Annotated in this window: 21 protein-coding genes; 5 read left to right on the top strand and 16 right to left on the bottom strand. The window is 39.7% G+C overall.

The window, feature by feature from the left end:
- Positions 1–79: 79 nt before the first annotated feature.
- A complete protein-coding gene (locus PL9631_RS14330) occupies positions 80–307 on the bottom strand; it encodes a hypothetical protein (RefSeq protein ID WP_083621342.1) in 228 nt (75 codons plus the stop codon).
- 46 nt (positions 308–353) lie between these two features.
- Entirely contained in the window at positions 354–743 is a 390-nt protein-coding gene (locus tag PL9631_RS14325) for an MAPEG family protein (protein ID WP_083621341.1), read from the bottom strand.
- A gap of 381 nt (positions 744–1,124) precedes the next feature.
- Between PL9631_RS14325 and PL9631_RS14320 the strand changes: the two genes are divergently transcribed.
- A complete protein-coding gene (locus tag PL9631_RS14320; protein ID WP_197046378.1) occupies positions 1,125–2,114 on the top strand; it encodes a GGDEF domain-containing protein in 990 nt (329 codons plus the stop codon).
- 74 nt (positions 2,115–2,188) lie between these two features.
- On the opposite strand, the gene PL9631_RS14315 is transcribed toward PL9631_RS14320, so the two are convergent.
- Positions 2,189–3,634: an aminotransferase-like domain-containing protein gene (locus PL9631_RS14315; RefSeq protein WP_083622096.1), complete on the bottom strand. Its 1,446-nt coding sequence runs from the start codon at positions 3,632–3,634 to the stop codon at positions 2,189–2,191.
- 291 nt (positions 3,635–3,925) lie between these two features.
- On the opposite strand from PL9631_RS14315, the gene PL9631_RS14310 reads away from it, so the two are divergent.
- Positions 3,926–4,219 (top strand): hypothetical protein, encoded by a 294-nt coding sequence (locus PL9631_RS14310; RefSeq protein WP_083621338.1) that lies wholly within the window; start codon positions 3,926–3,928, stop codon positions 4,217–4,219.
- 107 nt (positions 4,220–4,326) lie between these two features.
- Here the strand turns inward: PL9631_RS14310 and PL9631_RS14305 are convergent, their stop codons facing one another.
- Positions 4,327–4,992: an L-threonylcarbamoyladenylate synthase gene (locus PL9631_RS14305; RefSeq protein WP_083621336.1), complete on the bottom strand. Its 666-nt coding sequence runs from the start codon at positions 4,990–4,992 to the stop codon at positions 4,327–4,329.
- Between the two features lie 62 nt (positions 4,993–5,054).
- Between PL9631_RS14305 and larC the strand changes: the two genes are divergently transcribed.
- Positions 5,055–6,314 carry a nickel pincer cofactor biosynthesis protein LarC gene (larC, locus tag PL9631_RS14300; protein ID WP_083621334.1) on the top strand — a complete coding sequence of 420 codons (1,260 nt, stop codon included), beginning with the start codon at positions 5,055–5,057 and terminating at the stop codon, positions 6,312–6,314.
- A 64-nt stretch (positions 6,315–6,378) separates the two neighbouring features.
- Here larC and PL9631_RS14295 read toward each other — a convergent pair whose 3' ends face one another.
- Together PL9631_RS14295 and PL9631_RS14290 are read right to left on the bottom strand one after the other, a co-directional pair.
- Positions 6,379–6,744, bottom strand: a complete 366-nt coding sequence (locus PL9631_RS14295; protein WP_083621332.1) for a four helix bundle protein — start codon at positions 6,742–6,744, stop codon at positions 6,379–6,381.
- 54 nt (positions 6,745–6,798) lie between these two features.
- Positions 6,799–8,067, bottom strand: coding sequence for an acyltransferase family protein (locus tag PL9631_RS14290; RefSeq protein ID WP_083621330.1), 1,269 nt, complete (start codon positions 8,065–8,067; stop codon positions 6,799–6,801).
- A 154-nt stretch (positions 8,068–8,221) separates the two neighbouring features.
- On the opposite strand from PL9631_RS14290, the gene PL9631_RS14285 reads away from it, so the two are divergent.
- Both PL9631_RS14285 and PL9631_RS14280 read left to right on the top strand, forming a co-directional pair.
- Complete coding sequence (locus PL9631_RS14285) at positions 8,222–9,004, top strand: slipin family protein (protein WP_083621329.1); 783 nt, start codon at positions 8,222–8,224, stop codon at positions 9,002–9,004.
- Between the two features lie 140 nt (positions 9,005–9,144).
- A complete protein-coding gene (locus PL9631_RS14280; RefSeq protein ID WP_083621328.1) occupies positions 9,145–9,672 on the top strand; it encodes a Ycf51 family protein in 528 nt (175 codons plus the stop codon).
- On the opposite strand, the gene PL9631_RS14275 is transcribed toward PL9631_RS14280, so the two are convergent.
- From PL9631_RS14275 to amt, 10 genes are all read right to left on the bottom strand, one after another.
- Complete coding sequence (locus tag PL9631_RS14275) at positions 9,669–10,328, bottom strand: SH3 domain-containing protein (protein ID WP_083621327.1); 660 nt, start codon at positions 10,326–10,328, stop codon at positions 9,669–9,671. The two genes, PL9631_RS14280 and PL9631_RS14275, sit on opposite strands and share 4 nt — an antisense overlap.
- 35 nt (positions 10,329–10,363) lie before the next feature.
- Positions 10,364–11,689, bottom strand: a complete 1,326-nt coding sequence (gene guaD / locus PL9631_RS14270; protein ID WP_083621326.1) for a guanine deaminase — start codon at positions 11,687–11,689, stop codon at positions 10,364–10,366.
- 266 nt (positions 11,690–11,955) lie between these two features.
- On the bottom strand, positions 11,956–12,255 hold the full coding sequence (locus PL9631_RS14265) for a hypothetical protein (RefSeq protein ID WP_083622094.1): 300 nt from the start codon (positions 12,253–12,255) through the stop codon (positions 11,956–11,958).
- Positions 12,248–12,499, bottom strand: a complete 252-nt coding sequence (locus PL9631_RS14260; protein ID WP_083621324.1) for a hypothetical protein — start codon at positions 12,497–12,499, stop codon at positions 12,248–12,250. Before PL9631_RS14260 ends, PL9631_RS14265 begins: the two co-directional genes overlap by 8 nt.
- Positions 12,500–12,766: 267 nt before the next feature.
- Positions 12,767–13,267, bottom strand: a complete 501-nt coding sequence (uraD, locus tag PL9631_RS14255) for a 2-oxo-4-hydroxy-4-carboxy-5-ureidoimidazoline decarboxylase (protein WP_197046377.1) — start codon at positions 13,265–13,267, stop codon at positions 12,767–12,769.
- Between the two features lie 5 nt (positions 13,268–13,272).
- A complete protein-coding gene (gene uraH, locus PL9631_RS14250) occupies positions 13,273–13,635 on the bottom strand; it encodes a hydroxyisourate hydrolase (protein WP_083621323.1) in 363 nt (120 codons plus the stop codon).
- An 81-nt stretch (positions 13,636–13,716) separates the two neighbouring features.
- On the bottom strand, positions 13,717–14,883 hold the full coding sequence (gene hpxO, locus PL9631_RS14245; protein WP_083621321.1) for an FAD-dependent urate hydroxylase HpxO: 1,167 nt from the start codon (positions 14,881–14,883) through the stop codon (positions 13,717–13,719).
- A gap of 4 nt (positions 14,884–14,887) precedes the next feature.
- Complete coding sequence (locus tag PL9631_RS14240; RefSeq protein ID WP_083621319.1) at positions 14,888–15,727, bottom strand: SGNH/GDSL hydrolase family protein; 840 nt, start codon at positions 15,725–15,727, stop codon at positions 14,888–14,890.
- Between the two features lie 163 nt (positions 15,728–15,890).
- A complete protein-coding gene (locus tag PL9631_RS14235) occupies positions 15,891–17,381 on the bottom strand; it encodes an ammonium transporter (protein WP_083621318.1) in 1,491 nt (496 codons plus the stop codon).
- A 259-nt stretch (positions 17,382–17,640) separates the two neighbouring features.
- Positions 17,641–20,325, bottom strand: coding sequence for an ammonium transporter (amt, locus tag PL9631_RS14230; protein WP_083621316.1), 2,685 nt, complete (start codon positions 20,323–20,325; stop codon positions 17,641–17,643).
- Between the last annotated feature and the right edge of the window lie 557 nt (positions 20,326–20,882).

Raw genomic sequence — 20,882 nt, 5'->3', positions numbered from 1 at the left:
GTTAAATTCAGGCTGATCCTGACCCTGAAGTGGGGATTTTGGGGGGGGGCTGTGGAAGTTAGACATTAGGATCTAATAGTTATTTCCAACGGTCAGAAATTTCGACTTCCCAAAGTTCCTGTACTCGCTGTTGCTCAGGAGAGGAAAGTTGTTCAAAGGCCTGCATAATCTCAAAATGGGTATGATTAATAATCAAAGCCGTGAGTTCACCCACTGTTTCAGCTTGTGATAAAGCTGATTGCAACAGTTGAATTTCCAGGGTATGCAGATTCAGGTTTTTTTCTAAAGGTAAAAGTGTTGTTGCCATCGGATTTAAAACCAAGCATTACAGAACGTTGAAACCAGGGGTAATTTTACGACTTAAGCGAAAGAATCACTCCAACTATAGCACCACCCAATAGGGTAAAACTAACTAAAGAACCGATCGCAAATCCTAAAGTTCGTTTTTCGGCGGCTTGGTAATATCCCCAAGCAAATAAAATTCGTCCGATGATCCAAACCCCCCCTAAACCCCCAGCCCAAATCGGGTTGACCCATTGGGAAAACAGCCACAGAGCCGGAAGAAATAAAACTAATTGTTCTAGGGTATTTTGTTGGACTCGTACCACGCGCTCAAAATTCTCGTCTCCGGTCATTTCCGGGGGCATAATTTTGTATTTGATTCGGGCTCGTCCGACATTAATCGTTACGACCAAATACAGCACTAAGGCACAAATTGTAACTAAACTCGGCCAAATTGACATAGACACCTATTTTCTTTGATTCAGTACATCAACCTTTTCTATCCTACACCCGACTCCCAACCTAGGGGGTGAGAGAGAGGTCACACAAGTTTGTGATCAAAAATTTAGCCTCCACCCCTCAATTCCCCTAACCGGGGAGACTTTGATACTGTGGTTTTTGCCACCCGCCCCTTGCTTGTTTGTGATCTACGTCACTAATAATTTGTGATATCAGTCATATTTGATCTTACCTGGTCGTCACATTAAAGGTTTTAAACTATCACAGGTTTATCCAAGCTCTATCACTGCTAGTCGAAACCAAACATTAGATACTTCAGTCAGTTCGATGTCATTAATTAGGTCAAAATGCTGAACTTAAATTTCCCAGGTTGCATACCAATCATGAATCACCGTCTCTTAAAACCCTATATTATTATTGTCATTGAGGAAACCAACTCATTCAATTTTACAGCATTTGTTAACCTATTAAATCAACTTAACTTAAATTTTGTCATTTCTCCCGATCCAGAAAGTGCTATTTTTCATGCTGAATATAGTAATCCTGATCTGATTTTGATTCCCTGTGATCCCAATAAAGCCAATCCTCAAGAAACGCATCAAAAATTAAAACAAGCAAAATTTACTCAAAATGTTCCTTTACTCTGGATGAATCATTATTCTGCTATTAACAATTCTAACCTCCCGTCTTTAGCAACAACCATGAATACTTTAAATCCATTGATAAATTTGAGTAATTTAGAGGACAAACCATTGCCAGATACTACTATTAATACTCTCAAAAAACAACTTAAAGTTCAACAAGAATTACTGATCAAATTACAAGCTGAAAATCAACAACTCAAGCGTTTAGCCTCCCTGGATGATCTGACTCAAGTGGCAAACCGCCGTCAGTTTTATACCTATTTACAAGAACAATGGCAATCCTGTGAAGGCGACTATCTTTCCATGATTTTATGTGATGTGGATTATTTCAAGTTTTATAATGATACCTACGGTCATTTAGCCGGGGATTATTGCTTACAAAGAATTGCTAATGCTATTGAAACTGCTGTTAAAAGAGTTAGGAAAACTGAAACCTATTTAGTGGCTCGTTATGGTGGCGAGGAATTTGCTGTTATTTTACCTCGAGTCGATATAGAAAGTGCTGAAAAAATTGCCCAGGAAATCCAAATTCAAATCCGTTCTCTGCAAATTCATCATGATTCATCGCCGATTAGTTCTTTTGTTACTAATAGTTCCGGTGTTGCTTGTGCTATCCCTGGAGATCAAGACTATTTACAAGAGTTAATTAGTACCGCAGATAAAGCCATGTACAAGGCAAAATTTCAAGGGCGTGACCAGGTTCAGGTTGCACCAAAAACCATTAAATAAATGGGGAATGGGTAATTACGAATTACGAATTACGAATTACGAATTCGGAATAGTTATTGACCACCCGATTCTGATTAATGATTAATGTTTTTGATTAAATTCCCCAAAATTTTCATCGCTTGATCCAGTTGATCTGACCAAGGTAAACCACAATTTAAGCGAAAACAGTTTTGATAGGCGACCGATGCCGAAAACATCGAACCCGGAGCAATACTAATTTGATGTTGATAGGCTTGTTCATATAATTCTAAAGCGTCAAAATGAGCGGGCAATTCTAGCCACAATACATGACCACCAGAAGGGCGAGAAACCTTAGTTTCTGGGGGAAAATAATCACAAATTGCCTGGGTCATTCGCATCACCTGTTCATAATAAGCTCGCCTTAATTGGCGCAAATGTCTTTCATAGCCACCATTAGATAAAAAAGCCGCGATCGCTAACTGATTTACCGTCGCCGTAGCCATATTAGTAAATAGTTTTAATTGTTCGACTTGAGTTTGATATTGTCCCGCTACTAACCAACCGACCCGTAATCCTGGGGATAGGGTTTTACTACAGGAAGCACAATATAAAACTAATCCTTTTTGATCAAAGGCTTTAATAGCTTTGGGGCGATTTCCTTGAAAACATAAATCCCCATAAACATCATCTTCTACTAAAGGAATATTATATTTTTCTAGGACAGTTACTAATTGTTTTTTATGTAAATCACTCATACAAGTGCCTAAAGGATTACTAAAATTAGAAACCAAGGCACAAGCGGCAATTGAGCCTTTTTTTAGGGCTGTTTCTAAGGTGTCTAAACAGAGTCCCTCCCGGGGATGGGTCGGTAATTCTAAGGCGCGTAAATTCAGTGAGGCTATGACTTCTAATAATCCATAATAGGAGGGGGATTCAATAGCCACAGTATCTCCAGGTTTGGTGATCGCTCGTAAGGATAAATACAGGGCTTCGGTAGTGCCGTTGGTAATCAAAATCTGATCCGGTGTGATCGAACATCCGGCTTCCATTAACCGACGGGCGACTTCATGCCGCAGGGGTTCACAACCGGGTAGGACATCATAGGAATGGCAGCGCTCCGGGTCATTTCTCAAGGTTTGTCCGATCAAACGGTTTAGGGTAGCCAGGGGAAGCAGGGACGGATCGGCCACCGCCGCGCCTAGTTTAATGATATTCGGTTCCCGCAGGGTGCGATTAATCCGCACAGCGAGAGAGGTATCAACCTTTAGGGCTCGGTGGGGCGGGGCGGAGGGGTTGGGTTCCTCTCGATGGGATAGCAAGCCTGGACGGACAAAATAACCGGACTGGGGACGCACGGCAATTAGTCCCCGATCTTCTAATAAACGATAGGCTTCTAAGACCGTAGAAATACTCACGTTCATCTGTTGGTGCATTTTTCGCACGGAGGGAATGCGATCGCCCACCTGCAAAGTGCCTTCGTTAATTAAGCCCTCTATTCTATGGGCTACCTGTTCATAGAGGTTTGTACCATTTTCCGTTTCCAGGGGTCTAACTTTCATGGGGTTGGTCGGGGGGTAACAGTTGAGGGTGAGAACTAGCATAACAGTTCAGTTCAATCAAACTGTTATGGTTACAATTTAGTATAACTGCATCTGTACGGGTGAGAGAGAAACCGCAAGAATAGGAATAGAACAAGATTAGTTTTCCCAAGTGGGAATTAAGCAAGGATTGAACCGGACAAAATCAGGTTTTTTCGGGTGAGGTGTACTGAAACCAAACACCCCGGTTTGTCATCGGTATTTGTTTAATTTCGGGATAACTCACCATCGATTTTTAGTGAGGTGAATCGGATGAAAATGACCAGAAGTTCATCATTAGCAACGCTGCACACATCTTTTCCTGTATTGCCCAGTTATCAGGATAAAGGGTTAAGTCTGGGGCAAAATATTATTCACAGTCTCAAAAGTATTACGGCAATATTTATGAATGCCTTCGCCTCACCAACTGAACCTAAAATCTGGCAAAAAAAAGACGCTGACGGCAATATGATTTGGCAGATTTATGATCCAGTTACGGGTTATAAAGCCCGCTTTGATACAGAGCAGGAAATTAGAATTTGGTTAGAAAAACGTTATAATTTATAAGAAAATAAAATCATCTAAATCCTCCTTAAAAAGAGGATTTTTGATCTGTTCCCTGTTCCCTGTTCCCTGTTCATCAACAAGCTTAAATAGGATTACTATAGCTATAGTTATTCTTCAAACCATTCTTCTACTTCTTGCCAGCCTTGACCTTTTCTAATAATTACAGGTTGATCAGTTGTTAAATCAATAATGGTTGAAACATGATATCCTGGGTCTGAGGTATCATCCACAATAATATCGACTAACTTGCTTAAACTATCATACAATCTGGCTTTATCAACTTGATGTTCTATGGGTAAAGCAATCGGGGCTTGACCTTCTTCTTCTGTGGTAATATGGGCAGAAGTTGAAATAATAGGATTGCCTAAAGTTTTAAGAATGGACAAACAACCTTGATGATTCGGGACACGAATACCGGTGGTTTTACGTTTAGGAGACATGACTAATTTAGGAACTAATTTAGTCGCGGGTAATAAGAAAGTGTATGTTCCTGGGACTAATCTTTTAATTAAACGATAAGCGGAGTCACTTACAATTGCATAATCGGTAATATTGGATAGGGAAGAACACAGAAAAGTTAGGGGTTTATCATTGGATAGTTGTTTGATGCGTCGGACTCGTTCAATGGCTGACTTAACGGTTAAATCACAACCAATAGCATAGACCGTATCGGTCGGATACAGCATCACCGCCCCATCTTTGAGGTCGTCTTTGATTTTTTCCAGGATGCGTTCTTGGGGGTTTTGGGGGTGAATTTCGTATAGAATTGCCATGGTAATATGTTGTATTTTAGAAAACAAATTTTATTTTAAGACTAGCAGACTAACGACAAATTATGGCTAAGATTGCTTATTTTCAATGTCCGACAGGAATTTCTGGCGATATGTGTCTGGGAGCCCTAGTCCACGCGGGTGTTCCTATGGATTATTTAAAAGAAAAGTTGCAGTTACTGGGAATTGGCGCGGAATATGAGTTAAAATCCGAACCTGTTCGTCGTCAAGGGCAGTTAGCCACAAAAGTTTCTGTTAATTTAACTCAACAAAACTCTGATGATCATGATCATAAACATGATCATCATTCTAGTGCTACCCGGCATTTATCACAAATTGAAGCCATTATTCTACAAGCTAAATTGCCTCAACAGGTGGAAATTTGGAGTTTAGCTATTTTTCGCAAGTTAGCCCAAGCGGAAGCGGATGTTCATGGTATGACCGTTGAAGAAGTGCATTTTCATGAAGTTGGGGCGACGGATGCAATTGTTGATATTGTCGGGACTTGTTTGGGTTTAGATTGGTTAAATATTGAACAATTTTATTGTTCGACATTACCCACGGGCGGAGGAACAGTTTGGGCAGCCCATGGTCAATTACCTGTGCCGGCTCCGGCGGTTTTAAAGTTATTTCAAATGGGGAAAGTTCCAGTTTATAGTAATGGGATTGAACGGGAATTAGTGACACCAACCGGGGCGGCAATTGCGGTAACTTTGGCTCAAAGTTTTGGGGAACCCCCGGCTTTATCTATTCAAACCATTGGATTAGGTGCAGGTTCTAGGGATTTACCGATTCCTAATATTTTAAGACTATGGGTGGGCGAACAACATCAATCTCTGGATTCTGATATTTTTTCAACAGTTAATACAGAAATTCAAACGATTGCCGAAACTATTTCTGTACTACAAACTCAGATTGATGATTTAAGTCCTCAAGTGATTGCTTATACTTTTGAATTGTTATTTCAAGCGGGGGCTATTGATGTTTTTAGCCAACCGATTACTATGAAAAAATCCCGTTTAGGAGTATTATTAACGGTTATTTGTCACCCTGAACATCATCAAACCTGCGAAGCCATATTATTTCGAGAAACCACAACTTTAGGCATTCGTCATACCCTACAAAATCGTAGTATTTTGAAACGGGATATTCAAACAGTTGAAACCCAATATGGTGCAGTCCGAGTGAAAGTTGGTTTTTCGGGGAAAAAAATCACTAATGTTCAACCGGAATATGAAGACTGTGCCAAACTCGCTAAACAGTATAAAGTCAGTTGGTTAGAAGTCCATCGATTAGCGTTACAAAGTTGGTATGGTTTACCTTAAAAATGGGTAATAGGTAATAGGTAATAGGTAATGGGTAATGGGTTTAGGATAATGGGTAATGGGTTTAGTTGGATTTTAGTTTGTTGATTATGGATGTTAGTATTTTGATGATTGTGATTATTTCTTCTTCCATTTTGGAAAAACTTTGTTGGGAAACTAAATCAGATTTAATCATTATCTTAATCCAATATTGGGTTTCTGACGCTTCTTTTAGGGCAATGGAATATTTGGAAATAAAATCATTTGTTGATTGAGCATATTTGGCTTCAGCACAATTTGCACCAATACTTGTACCACTTTTTAAAAATTGTTTGGCTAATACTTTTCCTGCATCATCAAAATTTCTTTTACTCAATTCGCCATAAGCCTTTATTACCCGAATCGCAAAATTTTCTGTTCTTTCTTGAATGTTAACATCATTATCATACATAATCAAAAATCACCAATAATAAACCATTACCCATTCCCCATTACCCATTACCCATTACTCATTTCCTCTTTCCACTGAAGAATTATATTTTTTTCGTTTTGCATAGGGAACTTCCACTAAAGAATAAGTAACAGCCGATAAAATAATAGATAAAACCAAAACCACGGAAAGTTTATGAAAAAACGTGGTTAAGGGGTCAGTAACTTGAACAATAGGGGCTATATTTTGAATTATATGGTAATGCCATAAATAAATTCCATAGGATAATACCCCCATAATTTCCAAGACCCTAGCTGGATTTTCCAGACAGGTTTCAAAGGATAGCTTTTTATTTTTAACTCCATTATTATACTGACCATTACGTTCAAAAGCATAGATAAAAAATGTTGTACAAATTCCAGTGATTACGGGCATAACATAATAACTAAAGGGCGTAATAAATAGACTTCTCTGCATTAATGTAGCCGGACGAGTTGCGAGATTCCATAATTCTTGATGGTAGCCATGATAGGCTGAAAGTAGGTATAAACCGACCATGACAAAAATTGCCATAGCTTTTAAAGAGATGAAGTTTTTAAACTGTTTCTTCAGGGGAAGGAAAATTGAAGGTTGCGTATTTTTCCGGGGTTTACACTGAAACCAAGCATTCAGTAAAAAACCGGATAGAAATACATCTAAACTGAGGATAAGAGAGGTATGATGGGGAAAGAATAGTAGGGAAAAACCTCGACAGATTGATGTAATCCCAATAATGACTAGGGCGGTGATTAAAATTTTAGTCCGATTAACCAAAATCGGTCGAAGCGCGGTATATAAAAACGGGACAATCAGATAAAATTGAACTTCCGTTGATAATGACCAAATCACTGGATTAAAATTAAAATCTGGATGATTGGGCGATAAAGGCAAAGGAAAGGTATAGGTAAAAGTTAGAATTCTGAATAATTCAAACCATTTTTCCGCTTTTAAAATTTCAGGATAAACAAAAATAGCCGTAATTAATACGGAAAAGTAATAAAGAGGACAAATCCTTAAAACGCGATTCATAAAAAACGCTTTATATCCCGATACCGTGGGTAAATATCGATAGGTATAAAAGGCTTTCCCCATTAAATATCCTGAAAGGGCAAAAAATATCCAGACGGCAACAATCCCATCTCCTAATAGTAACCAAGAAAAATCATAGGGGGGATAAACAATTAATTCCCGTGAAATACTACAATGGAATAATACAACGACTAAACAGGCAATTCCTCGCAGGCTTAATAAAGCATCAACGGAGTTGGAAACAGCAGGTGATGATTCTGAGGACAAAGGATTCATAAAATTTTTAATTTGGGATTCCCCCAAAAATGATCAAACCGATGGAAAATCATATCATAAAAATTAACTCCCCTAATCATAAAATAATATTAAGAAATTAGGCTTAACTTATAGCACTATTTATAATGGAGTTAGGATTGGAGATCAAAAAATCATGAATTATGTCTTTGGCTCTTTCTTTATTGTACTGGCTTATTTAACCATTAGTGGGTTTAAATTAGATCGGGAATATCAACGGGGAGTTATTTTTAGATTAGGACGAATTCAAGCCATTAAAGGGCCGGGTTTATATTGGATTATTCCCGCCATTGATCAAAAAGTTCAAGTGGATGTTAGAACCAAAACCGTTGATATTGAACCGCAAGAAACCATCACATCTGATAGTGTAACCATTCGAGTGAATGCTGTTCTTTATTACCGTTTAGTTGATCCTACTAAGGCAATTGTTAAGGTAGAAAGTTATGAAAAAGCAGTGTATCAAGCCGCCTTAACAACCCTGCGAAATGTGATTGGTCAGAATATTTTGGATGATGTTTTACAAAATCGAGATAAAATTAATCAGAAAATTCAAGAACTTGTAGATGAGATGACAGAACCTTGGGGAATTGTCATTGAAGCAGTGGAAATGAAGGATGTGGAAATTCCCACCTCTATGCAACGAGCTATGGCAAAAGTAGCCGAAGCCGTGCGAGAAAAACGCTCCCGTTTAATTAAAGCAGAAGCGGAACAGGAAGCCTCAATTAAGTTAGCAGAAGCCTCTCAATTAATTATGGCAAATCCCGCCGCCCTGGAGTTAAGACGGTTACAAATGCTCTCGGAAATTGGGGTAGAAAATAATACAACAACGATTGTGGTGCTTCCCTCGGATTTATTACCATTTGTTCAAAATTTGAGTGTTCCACCTACACAAAAACCCCCACTTCCTCCGAAAGTCTAATTCTAAGTAAAACCCTCAAGAAAGTTTAGAGATCTAACCCCTAACGTTATTTGAGGGTTAATGATAGTCAATATTAATATGCAAAGTCACCCTTTTAAGATTAAGCTATAAGTTTAGATGTTGTTTCTTTCCTATCTGTTATGGACTTCTCATTCTCAACCGCAGAATTGCTAAATTTTGCTAAATGGATCGGAATTGCTACTTTAGTTCTGGCTATCATTACCATATTCTCATTTATTTTTAAATGGGGCATTCGGTTTAGGTTAGTTGGAATTACAGCCTTTACAGGAGTTTTAACGGGTGGAGTTTTTGGTCTAAGTTTGGGTTTATTTCATCATGTTCAAGTTCCTGGGGCGGCGCGCTATAGTCGGGTATTTGATGATGGTAGTAGACAGATTGTAATTGCGGTTGCGCCTAATATTACGAAAACTGAATTAGACGCCACTTTACGTCAAGCCGCCTCGGATTTATATTCTTCTGGACGGGGGGGGAAATTTCAAGCACCGCTTTTAATTCGCGTCAGAACTCTGGTTCACCCCGATAAAAATCTCTCTCAACCTCTCTATTTAGGTCAAGTTAAACGTTCTGTATCTGAACAAGAAAACGAAAACTTAGATATTCAGATATCCGAGAAAAATTTAGCCCGTTTAAAACAATTTCAATCTTAACTTTGTGGTTTCTTGACAATTAAATGGGTGGGTTGATATTCGAGAATAAAGCTTGTCATTATCTCTCGTTCTTCTATAGTTGGCGTGGCTAAACATCCCGATGTTCCCGTTTCAGAAACATATAACAAAGCCGAGGGATCATAATGTACGCCTAACCCGACTCTTTCTGTTGGAAAAGTCGGTGTAATTGCTGACCAAACTCCGCCAAATTCTCCGGGTGCATCTTCCACGATACCCGGAGAATCAAAGGTATAAATCCCAAAGGGTAAAGGGGTTTGAGAACCCGATTTATCCGAGGGAATTTGTTGACCAATACGACCCGAAACACAGCGCACGGTATTAATAATTATACCTTTATGATCAATTAACTTAGTTTGGTAAACTTGTAAACCGCCTCCGATTTGTTCCTCGGTTTGTGTGGATATAATTTTAGCGCCGGGAATGGCTAAAATTTCGGCATCAATAAGCATTAAGTATTTCGCAGACACCCAACGATTTATCCCAATGGATGTCCAAATTTCATTCTCAATATTAACAGAATCTCCACTAATTTCAACCTGGGCTCCATCGTTCAAAATATCAACAATTTCACCGTTAGGAGTAGAACGCACATTCAGGGTATCACCGGGAGTCGTAACAATAGCGATAGGATTCATATTAGGATTTGTCAGTCTATTGATTTTATTTTATCCTATTCTTTTGAATATGCCCTCTCTCCCATAATATAGGTGGCTTGAATGGCTCGGTCATCGCCTAATATGATTAAACTAAAGACGGTTTCGGCAATTTTTGACCGGGTTTGTGTTTCAGAAATTTGTTGATTTCTGAATTTTATTAAGGGTGTAGAATTATAGTCTAAAACAATAAAATCCGCTTCTTTACCGATGTCAAAATTACCGATTTTATCCTCTAATTGTAAGGTTTTTGCTCCTCCTAATGTGGCTAAAAATAAGGATTGAAAAGGCGAGAGAATTTGATTTTGTAGTTGAGCAACTTTGTAGGCGACCTTGGCGGTTTGCAGGAGGGAAAAACTGGTTCCGGCTCCAATATCAGTCCCTAAACCGACTTTAATAGGATGGGTTTTAGACTTGGCTTGATGGAGTTTAAACAGTCCACTTCCGAGGAATAAATTAGAAGTGGGGCAAAATGCGATCGCTGATTTAGCCTCTGATAACCGTTGAAATTCAGCTTCTGTTAAATGAATACTATGGGCAAAAATTGAACGTTCTCCGACTAAACCCGCTTGGTCATAAACCCCTAAATAATTAGGAAATTCTGGGAAAAGTTCGGCGACTAATTCAACTTCTTTGAGATTTTCTGAAAGATGGGTTTGTAAATAAACATCGGGAAATTCTATTAATAATTTCCCCGCTATTTTTAACTGTTCAGGACTAGAAGTTATGGCAAAACGAGGCGTAATAGCATAGAGTAAACGTCCTTTTTTATGCCAAGTTTGGATTAATCTTTTGCTGTCTTGATAGGAGGTTTCGGGAGTGTCTTTTAAATAATCCGGTGCATGACTATCCATCATCACTTTACCCGAAATCATCCGTAAATTTCGGCGATAGGCTTCTTCAAAGAAAGCATCAACGGACTGAGGAAAAACCGTGGCAAAAACTAAGGCGGTTGTGGTTCCATTTTTGAGTAATTCATCTAGGAAAAATGCAGCGATTTGTTGAGCATATTCTTTACTGCTAAATTTACGTTCTGTGGGAAAGGTATATTGATTTAACCATTCTAAGAGTTGTTCTCCATAGGAGGCTATCATTTCGGTTTGGGGGAAATGAATATGGGTATCAATAAATCCTGGTAATATTAATAAATCAGGATAATGAGTAATTGTAAACCCTTGATATTTTTCTTTTAAAATGTTATAATCATCGAAGTCTATAATAATTCCAGATTCTACCACCAATAATCCATCGGCAAAATAACGAACGCTGGTTTCTTCGGATTCATAAAATGGGTCATTAATAAAGTCTAAAAATGAGGAGCGAAATAGTTTTAAGTTAGTCATCAGTGAGGGGTTTTTAGGTTGGTAAGCTGTTGTGTATTTAAATCGATCAAAGGTATTGGAGGTTCAAAATTGTATATAGGTTTATCAAAAGAAACAACCCATCTCATTTTCTAATAGGTAAATCAACTGTAATTGGTTGTTTGCCTTGAATCATCTCATCAACTATTTGATTAGACGCCGCTAAAATTTAGGCAAATTGTTTTTGACTAATCTCTAAATTCTCCATTACATACTCTACTATTTTAATGGTAATCTTCGAGTTTTTGCTATTGATAAGCTGAATCATGATCGTAATGTATGGATAATATTCTCAGATAATCTGTCTCTCTAGTTGCAACACCTCGGCATTTTTGGGTAATTCTAAAACTGTATAATTTTTCTCCTATTTTTCCTTGTTTTGAGTAAATTAATTCCCATTTTAATCCCTGATCTTCATACAATTGTTGCCAAGTTAATTGAGAAATCTTTTTTAAGGTTTTTAAGACAGCCAGGGATTCTGGTTTTGGTAAAGCAAATAAATCTTGTTGAAAAACAGGATTATTTAAGTCTAGTAACACTTTATTCATAATCATTTAATTGTGTTTCTAAATCTTCTAAATCCGAAATTTGAGGTTGATGATTACAATTCCATTCTAAGGCTTGATCTAGTTTTTCTTCCATCTGGGGTTGATGTAACCAATCTTCTTTACTGGAAAAATTTTTCAACAGAATTTCGGAGAATTGTTGCCATAAATTTCCCCATTCTTTTAAATCAATCACAACGGCGGTTTTTTCCCCATTTTCATCGACAATAAATTGGATTCCTTTCATATTTTGGGTGAGATTTTAATTGTTTATTTTGGGAAGTCTAAAGTAATCAGAATAACTACCAAAAAAATATTAGCAATCATCATGATACTTTTTAACTAAAATTGTGTCTGATTAAGCGATTATAGCGTATCTTTAAGTATTGAAGTGAAGCACCCGGTGAATAGTGACACTCACCAACACGCCTGTCTTTCTGGAATGGCGATGACCTAACTCTTTGAGCAGCAAATTGGGTTGCTCTGCAAACTCATAGACTAAGCTGTTGTGTATTTAAACTGTTTTTTCATAAAGACGAAATTGGGCGATTTTATAAATTTCTTCTAGGGCGGTTATTTTTTCCTGCTCTTTTGAATGATTTAACCGTTGTTCAAACGCCGCTAAAATACTGGTTTTGGTCTGATTTTTAACGGCAATAATAAAAGGAAACCCGAATTTATCTTTATAGGTTTGGTTGAGTTGATGAAAGTGTTCATATTCAGCAGATGTTAGACGGTCTAACCCAACTCCAGCTTGTTCTTTTACCGAAGATTCCGCCATTTTTGCTTTACTTCCTAAGTCGGGATGGGCGCGAATTAAGGCTAATTGTTGTTGTGAATTACTATTTTTAACGACGGCAACCATTGTTTGATATAATATTTCTATAGTCTCAAAGGGTCGTTTTAATTCCGCTTGTTCTGCTACCCAAGGAGACGCTTCAAAAATTTCGCTTAATGCCGCGATAAATTCCGCTTGAGTCATTTGATTAATTTGGGACAAGGAATAGGTTTGCATGATGTTTAACTGCCTCGATAGGTACTATAAGACCAGGGAGAAACTAATAGGGGAACGTGATAGGCAACGGTGGGGTTAGCAATGCCAAATCGAATGGGAATATTATCTAAAAATAAGGGATAATCTAGGGATTCATATTGGGTTTTAAAATAGTCCCCAACGGCAAAGACTAATTCATAAATTCCCTGCTTTAATTCGGTTTCTGTTAATAGGGGGATATCGGTTCTACCATCCTTATTTGTAATAGCAGTTTTGAGGAGGATTCTTTCTCCTGTTTCGGTGTCAATTTCCCATAATTCAATTTTTAAATTGGCAACTGGACGACCTTGGGCGGTCTCTAATACATGGGTTGTGAGTTTACCAACCATAGAAAGTTAAGGGTTAAAAGGATAGTAGGTAATGGGTAATTACGAATTACGAATTACGAATTACGAATGGGTAATGGGCATTTAGTGAAAGGGGCCGCCTAGGATGGTTTTAGATAGAGCTTGGGTAACATCCTGTTCGGTTTCTTGTTGGAGTTGTTGATACCATTGTTGGGTTAAATGGGGGTCTTTTCCATAAATTATATCGGCTCGTTTTCGGGCTTTGAGAACTAGGGTTGAAGTCCGTTCTTTTCGTTCGGCTTCATATCGTTTTAAAGCATATTCTACTCCTAAATTAGTAGTTAATAGAAATCGAGATAATATTTCTGCATCTTCCATGGCTTGACAGCCGCCTTGTCCGAGGGTTGGGGTGGAAGCATGGGCGGCATCTCCTAACAATGCAACTCGACCTTTAACGATTGTTTTTAAGGGGTCTAAATCATGAATATCTAAACGGTTAGATTCCTGGGGCTTGAGATTTTCAATTAAATATTGAACGGGAGACGGCCATTGGGCAAAAATTGATTTTAACTCCCGTTGACGATGCTCGGGTTCAACAATTGTTCCCCTTTCCATCGGACAACCAAAGAAATAATAAAATCGATTATTTCCTATGGGCATCATCGAGGCTCGTTTACTTTCTCCTACATAAATAACCCAAGTATTTTTATCTCCTAAATCGGGATTAATTTCAATTAAACCATTCCAATTAACATAATCGGCATAACGCAATTCTACCAGATGACCCACCACATAATCGCGCAATTGAGAATGAATTCCATCGGCGGCAATTAATAGGTCGCCTCGGGTTTGATATCCATTAGCAAAATAGGCGGTAACACCCTGGCTATCCTGTTCAACTCCAATACATTGAGCATTAAGTTTAACTGTTTCAGTATTCTTAAAAGCATTTAAAAGCAGGGATTGTAATTCCGTTCGAGACACGGGATAGGGTCGCTGTCCCACGGTTTGGGTCATAGGATGGAGATTAATTTGATTGTATAATTCATTGGTATGACTGCGATATTCTATCTTGTCCATCTGTCCGCCAATTTTAGCAATTTCATCCCCTAAACCTAAACTATTGAGAACTTTAACCCCATTTGACCAAATAGAAATTCCTGCTCCGGCGGGACGAATTTCGCTAGTTTTTTCATAGATTTCTACGGTATATCCTGCGCGTTTTAGGGCTAAACCCGTGGTTAAGCCGCCAATTCCTGCACCGATAATAATAATTTTTAGATGATTCATAATTTCACGGGTTAGAAGATTGTTCTAGGGCAATTTGACTATAAATTTTTAAGGCAGAACTCCAAACTAAATAACCTTGTTGATTTAGATGTAAACCATCGGTGCTTAATTCCGGTCTTAAATTGCCATCTGCATCGGTAAATAGGGAATGTAAATTAAAAAAATAAGCCCCTTCTTCCTGGGCAATAAATTTTAACTCTTGATTTAAGTGACGAATGCGTTGATTGGGAATTTTTAACAGGTTTTCCCGTCCTTCCCAGTTAGAATGTTTGTCACTATGGGGAAGAATAGATTGCACCACAATTTGAGCATCGGGATGTACCCAACGTAAATCCCTAATAATTTCTCGATAATTATTTAATAATGTACTATCATCTATGCCCCGAATTAAATCATTAATGCCAATCATGACAAAAATAGTTTCCGGTTGAGTGATATCAAATAATTTAACCCGCTTTAATAATCCCGTGGAAGTTTCCCCAGAAATACCTTGATTTAACCAAGTTCTTTCCTGGGGTAAAAGTTCCGTCGGAAACCACAAACTTAAGGAATCTCCCGCTAAAATACTTAAACGTTCTGGGGGGTTGCTGGCAACGGCATTAGCTTCGCGCCTCAACTGTTCCACCCATTGTTCATAAGTCCAACGATGACGGGGAACACCTGTCAACGCCGATTCTGGAGGGGGTAACTGATAGGTTTGAACCCCATCCGTGGCCGATACAGCGGTGGCATCGGAAATAGATTGTCTGTGCATCATCAATCCCAAAATGATAAACAAGAGTAATCCATTGCCGATTAAGGATACCCAAGCCCAATACGGAATTGTTTTCGAGCGAATAAACACTGGATTCCAATGCTGCTTAAACAAGACTAACTCAACCTAACCTGTTCATTTAATATTTAACCTTGGTTTCTTCCAATCTACAAAAAATCCCCAGCTAGGAGAAGCCAGGGAAGGAGTCGGGGGAGCACCGGATGCTCCCTAATCGCCACTAATACCTGAAATATTAGTAACGACTTTTGAAGGTACTGCCTTCGGAGGGAAAGCTAGAACCAGAACTGCCTAATCCTGGGCCCACTTCATCCTTGAGGAATCCGGCGTAGGCTTCCATACCGTGTTCGGCAATGTCTAGTCCTTCAAATTCTTGTTCTGGATGCACCCGTAAGCCGACAGTGGCTTTTAGGGCTAACCAGAAAATCGTACTCAGAGCGACGGTAAATCCGCCAACGGCAAGAATACCCAGGATTTGGATACCCAAATTAGCACCGCCGAAAATGCCCGCGGCTAAGGTTCCAAAAATCCCACAAACCAAGTGAACAGAAGTAGCACCCACGGGGTCATCAATTTTGATGCTGTCAAAGAAACCCACGGAATAGACCACTATCACCCCAGCAATCGCCCCAATAATTACAGCGCTGAGGTAGCTAACGGAATCACAACTGGCGGTAATTGACACTAAACCGGCTAAAACCCCGTTAATAATCATGGATAAATCGGGTTTACCATCCTTCAACCAGGAGGTGGCCGTGGCAGTGATGGCTCCGGCGGCAGCCGCTAAGTTGGTGGTGACAGCGATGTAAGGAACTAGTTCATTAGCAGCTAAGGTGGAACCGGGGTTAAAGCCAAACCAGCATACCCACAGAATTAAACATCCCAGGGTGGCGATACTCATGTTGTGACCTGGAATCGCGCGAGATTGTCCATCGGCTCCATATCGACCCAAACGGGGCCCTAGGAAAGCAGCACCCATTAATGCTGCCCAACCGCCAACGGAGTGAACGGCAGTTGTCCCGGCAAAATCCTTGAATCCTGCTTGAGCTAACCAGCCCGAAGCATCCCAAATCCAGTGACCTGTAATTGGGTAGGCAATCCCCACCAACAGTAAACTAAAGAGTAAAAAGGCAATAAATTCAATGCGTTCGGCAACTGCTCCCGACACAATCGTGGCTGCGGTTCCAGCGAAGGCAACTTGGAACAAGAAATAGAGAGAAACAGGTAATCCCGCCGGAAAGGGCGATAAACCGTAGGTTTCTGGCTGTCCCGTCAGGAAATAACCGCCTCCGCCAATCCAAGGGTTCTCTCCCCCAAACATAAAGGAGAATCCAAAACTCCAAAAAATTAGGGTGGCTAAGGCAAATACAATTAAGTTTTTTGACAAAACGTTAACAGCATTTTTCTGGCGACAGAAGCCCGTTTCTAACATACAGAAACCCGCATTCATAAAAATCACCAGAATTGAGGCGATTAAAACCCAGGCAATGTTTAAATAGCCCTGAACCATTTCAGCAGTCAAGGGGGGAGCATCGGTTTGAGCAACGGCTGCAAGACTCCAAACTCCAACAATAATCGCTGTTAGGGGAATACAGGCTAACCAAGTCGGAGACAGCCATCGAGAATGCTGTAATTTTGAAATTGCCGTATTAATTTTAGCGGTCAAACGACTCACATTTCTGTGTTGTCGGTTTCCTGAATAGGCTGTTTTTTTCGAGATAAACATCATGTTGGGTTTATGAATCGATATTCGTAGAAGAAACCAATTGCACACATCTATTGAGGTATGAAAAATCGGCTAAAGATTAATCAGAGTTTTTTGTGTTTTACGTTCAACGTTATCTCAGAGAGATTGTCCATCAGGCTAATGTTGAATCTTTAGCTAAAGTGCTAACAATTTTTGATAGATTATTAACCAAATTTCTGTATTGCTTAATACAGAAATTTGAGTGGTTTTGGATTATGAGGCAAAGTTCAGTTGTGGGTCAACTGTCAATGGTCAAAAGCTGTTCACTGGTTTTGTGAACCTTAGACTCCAGGATTTGTTTGACCGGAATTTCGATCAAAAATTTAGTGTATTCTCCCACTTCTGACTCGCACCAGATTCGACCTTTATGGTGTTCAACAATAATTTGATAGCTAATTGATAATCCTAAACCTGTGCCTTTGCCGACGGGTTTAGTGGTAAAAAATGGGTCAAATAGCTTAGACCGAATCTCTTTAGGAATCCCCAAACCATTATCGGCAATTTCGACAATAATTCGTTGGTTATTAATCGATAGAGTTCTAATCAAAATTTGAGGTTGAATCTTAGACTTATCACAGGATATCAGAGAAAACTTATCCTGCATCATCGAATCATGGAGGGCATCAATGGCATTACTAATCAGATTCATAAATACCTGATTCAGTGGCCCCGGATAGCATTCAATTAAGGGAATATTCCCATATTCCTTAATTACTTCAATTCCGGTTAATTTCCCCTGGGGTTTCAGTTTGTTTTTCAGAATCATTAAGGTACTTTCTAATCCATCATGAAGGCTCACTTGTTTTAATTCGGCTTCATCATGGCGAGAAAAGGTTCGTAATGAACGCACAATATCCCGAATCCGGTCAGCCCCGACTTGCATTGATTCGACAATTTTGGGAAAATCTTCCTTGAGAAATTCTAAATCAACAGATTCAATCTCTTGCTGAATTTTCACACTAGGATTAGTATATTCTTTTTGATAAATATCTAATAAATTCAGCACATCCCGAGTATAATTAGTAGCGTGAATCAAATTACCATAAACAAAATTAACCGGATTATTAATCTCATGGGCAATTCCCGCCACTAACTGACCTAAACTCGACATTTTTTCGCTTTGAATCAGTTGAATTTGAGTGTGTTTAAGTTCTTTCAGGGCGTGTTTGAGTTGGTCATTTTTGCGCTTTAACTCCAAAGAAGTTTTTAACCGTTCTTCGGCTTGTTGTAGGGCTTCTTCGGCTCGTTTATGGGCAGATAAATCCCGGAAGGTTCCCAGGTAAAACGATTGATAGCCGAGTTTAGCTTGATTAATCGTGGCTTCGAGGGGAAAACAAGAGCCATTCGCCCGACGACCCACAATTTCTTGACGTCCTTGTAATAGGCATTTTTCCAATAAGGTTTTCTGCTCTTGAATCTGGGAAGTGGGCCAGTCCAATAAATGTAATATCGAGGTTCCGACTAATTCCTCGGCTGAATAGCCAAATATAGCTTCCGCACTAGGATTAGTCCTTAAAATTTCTCCCGATGGGTTACTAAAGGTAATCATGGCATCCGTGGCATTTTCAATAATTGCCTCGGTTTGGTTTAAGGAATCTTCTAAGGCTTCCATCACTTGGTTATACCGACAACCAATTTGACCAACTTCGGTAAATTGATTTTGGGGAACCCGTCGTTTAAAGTCCTGGGTACGGGCTTGATATTCCATGACTTCAAATAAATCATAAATTTCGGTTTTGGCTCCATGTTCAGAAATATTTAACCCCGTTGTTTCTGCCTCCAGAGAAACCCGTAACGGGAAATAATGATTGATAATCGATAGAATCAACCAAGTTAAGCCAAATCCCCAAATAAAAGAAACTCCAATCCCCAAAACTTGAACCAGCAATTGTTCGCCGCGGGATAACCCAGTATTCAGGAGATGGATATTTCCAAACAGACCCACGGCGAGGGTTCCCCAGACTCCACCCCCCGCATGAACCGCAATCGCATCAACGGCATCATCAATGCGCCACCGTTGCAAGGTCACAGACACTAACACCATGACGGCCGCACCCACGCCGCCAATTAAGGGAGCCATGGGAGTCGAAATCACATGGGAAGATGCGGTAATAGCCACTAAACCCGCCAAGGAACCATTAATAATCAGTTCCACCTCCGGTCGGCGATGTAATATCCACCCTAAGACCGCCCCGACCAACATTCCCGCCGTCCCGGCCAGGATGGTATTGACAATCACCGTGGCGACTCGAATATCTAAATGTAAATAACTGCCCCCGTTAAACCCTAACCACCCTAACCACAACAACATCGCCCCCAATACCGATAACTGAAGGTTAGAGCCACGCATCGGTTGGGGGGATTTATCCGGGGTAAAACGCCCCAACCGGGGGCCAATGACCAACAGAACCGCCAGAGAAACCCATCCGCCAATACTATGAACGATGGTAGACCCGGCAAAGTCCACAAACCCAATTTTTCCTAACCACCCGATTAAATGGTTGGTTTCAATCCCATTCCAGGCCCAATGACCAAAAACGGGGTAAATTATCCCAGAGGTTAAAGCCGCGACTAATAAATAAGCTCCAAACTTCATCCGTTCCGCCGATGCCCCTGAAACGATTGTTGTGGCGGTACTACAAAACATAGCTTCAAACAGAAAAAATGCGGCTTGCCCCGGATTCGAGGTGGTATCAAAAAAGAAAGCCTGGAGGTCAATCCCGCCCATGGCCGCTCTGCTAAACATAATGGCATAGCCAAAAGCCCAAAACAGGGCCACGGAAATCCCAAAGTCGGCAAAATTTTTGACGGCAACATTAATACTATTCTTAGAACGGGTCAAACCCGATTCTAAGCACATAAATCCGGGCTGCATCAGAAAGACTAAGCCCGAACAGACCAGCAGCCAGAGAATATCAATCACTGAATTATTGGTTACTCAATCAACCCGATATTGTCTCAATTTCTATACTAAGTTTTTGTGGACTTTGATACCGTTACGCAATCGGGGTCAATTTTACTAAGCTCAAATCAGAATCCATCAGCCCGAAACCCTGATTTTACGACCTAAAACCCTGAAATTAGAAAAAAAAATATTTTAGGTGTTGACAAATGTGATCGGGTTTGGATAGAGTAACAAGCGTGTGAGGAGCGAACCAGTTAAGGACACCGAGACGAAACACGGCCAGTCGCCGGTGTCCTTTCTGACGAAAAGGAAACATACGTTTTTTGTGAAACTTCCAATTTTGAAGAATGTATCGAGATTAATATTGCTAGGTTCAAGGCGGTGGTTTATCCCGTTTTTGGCTATTTTGAACCCTAGTTTTTTTATGGGATTATATAGCAATCCTAAACAGATTGTAAAATTTTAATACCGATATCAAACAGCCAGAAATATTATCCGGTGTTACCCATTACCCATTACCCATTACCCATTACCCATTACCCATTACCCATTACCCATTACCCATTACCCATTAC

Origin of the sequence: Planktothrix paucivesiculata PCC 9631 (genome assembly GCF_900009265.2) — a bacterium.
GTDB lineage: Bacteria > Cyanobacteriota > Cyanobacteriia > Cyanobacteriales > Microcoleaceae > Planktothrix > Planktothrix paucivesiculata.
Note: the sequence above shows the minus strand (reverse complement) of the source record. Positions and strands in the feature narration are given on the sequence as shown.

Coding starts and splice junctions, on each gene's coding strand:
- PL9631_RS14330 (WP_083621342.1), bottom strand. CDS start 307: ATGGCAACAACACTTTTACCTTTAGAAAAAAACCTGAATCTGCATACC.
- PL9631_RS14325 (WP_083621341.1), bottom strand. CDS start 743: ATGTCAATTTGGCCGAGTTTAGTTACAATTTGTGCCTTAGTGCTGTAT.
- PL9631_RS14320 (WP_197046378.1), top strand. CDS start 1,125: ATGAATCACCGTCTCTTAAAACCCTATATTATTATTGTCATTGAGGAA.
- PL9631_RS14315 (WP_083622096.1), bottom strand. CDS start 3,634: ATGAAAGTTAGACCCCTGGAAACGGAAAATGGTACAAACCTCTATGAA.
- PL9631_RS14310 (WP_083621338.1), top strand. CDS start 3,926: ATGAAAATGACCAGAAGTTCATCATTAGCAACGCTGCACACATCTTTT.
- PL9631_RS14305 (WP_083621336.1), bottom strand. CDS start 4,992: ATGGCAATTCTATACGAAATTCACCCCCAAAACCCCCAAGAACGCATC.
- larC (WP_083621334.1), top strand. CDS start 5,055: ATGGCTAAGATTGCTTATTTTCAATGTCCGACAGGAATTTCTGGCGAT.
- PL9631_RS14295 (WP_083621332.1), bottom strand. CDS start 6,744: ATGTATGATAATGATGTTAACATTCAAGAAAGAACAGAAAATTTTGCG.
- PL9631_RS14290 (WP_083621330.1), bottom strand. CDS start 8,067: ATGAATCCTTTGTCCTCAGAATCATCACCTGCTGTTTCCAACTCCGTT.
- PL9631_RS14285 (WP_083621329.1), top strand. CDS start 8,222: ATGAATTATGTCTTTGGCTCTTTCTTTATTGTACTGGCTTATTTAACC.
- PL9631_RS14280 (WP_083621328.1), top strand. CDS start 9,145: ATGGACTTCTCATTCTCAACCGCAGAATTGCTAAATTTTGCTAAATGG.
- PL9631_RS14275 (WP_083621327.1), bottom strand. CDS start 10,328: ATGAATCCTATCGCTATTGTTACGACTCCCGGTGATACCCTGAATGTG.
- guaD (WP_083621326.1), bottom strand. CDS start 11,689: ATGACTAACTTAAAACTATTTCGCTCCTCATTTTTAGACTTTATTAAT.
- PL9631_RS14265 (WP_083622094.1), bottom strand. CDS start 12,255: ATGAATAAAGTGTTACTAGACTTAAATAATCCTGTTTTTCAACAAGAT.
- PL9631_RS14260 (WP_083621324.1), bottom strand. CDS start 12,499: ATGAAAGGAATCCAATTTATTGTCGATGAAAATGGGGAAAAAACCGCC.
- uraD (WP_197046377.1), bottom strand. CDS start 13,267: ATGCAAACCTATTCCTTGTCCCAAATTAATCAAATGACTCAAGCGGAA.
- uraH (WP_083621323.1), bottom strand. CDS start 13,635: ATGGTTGGTAAACTCACAACCCATGTATTAGAGACCGCCCAAGGTCGT.
- hpxO (WP_083621321.1), bottom strand. CDS start 14,883: ATGAATCATCTAAAAATTATTATTATCGGTGCAGGAATTGGCGGCTTA.
- PL9631_RS14235 (WP_083621318.1), bottom strand. CDS start 17,381: ATGTTTATCTCGAAAAAAACAGCCTATTCAGGAAACCGACAACACAGA.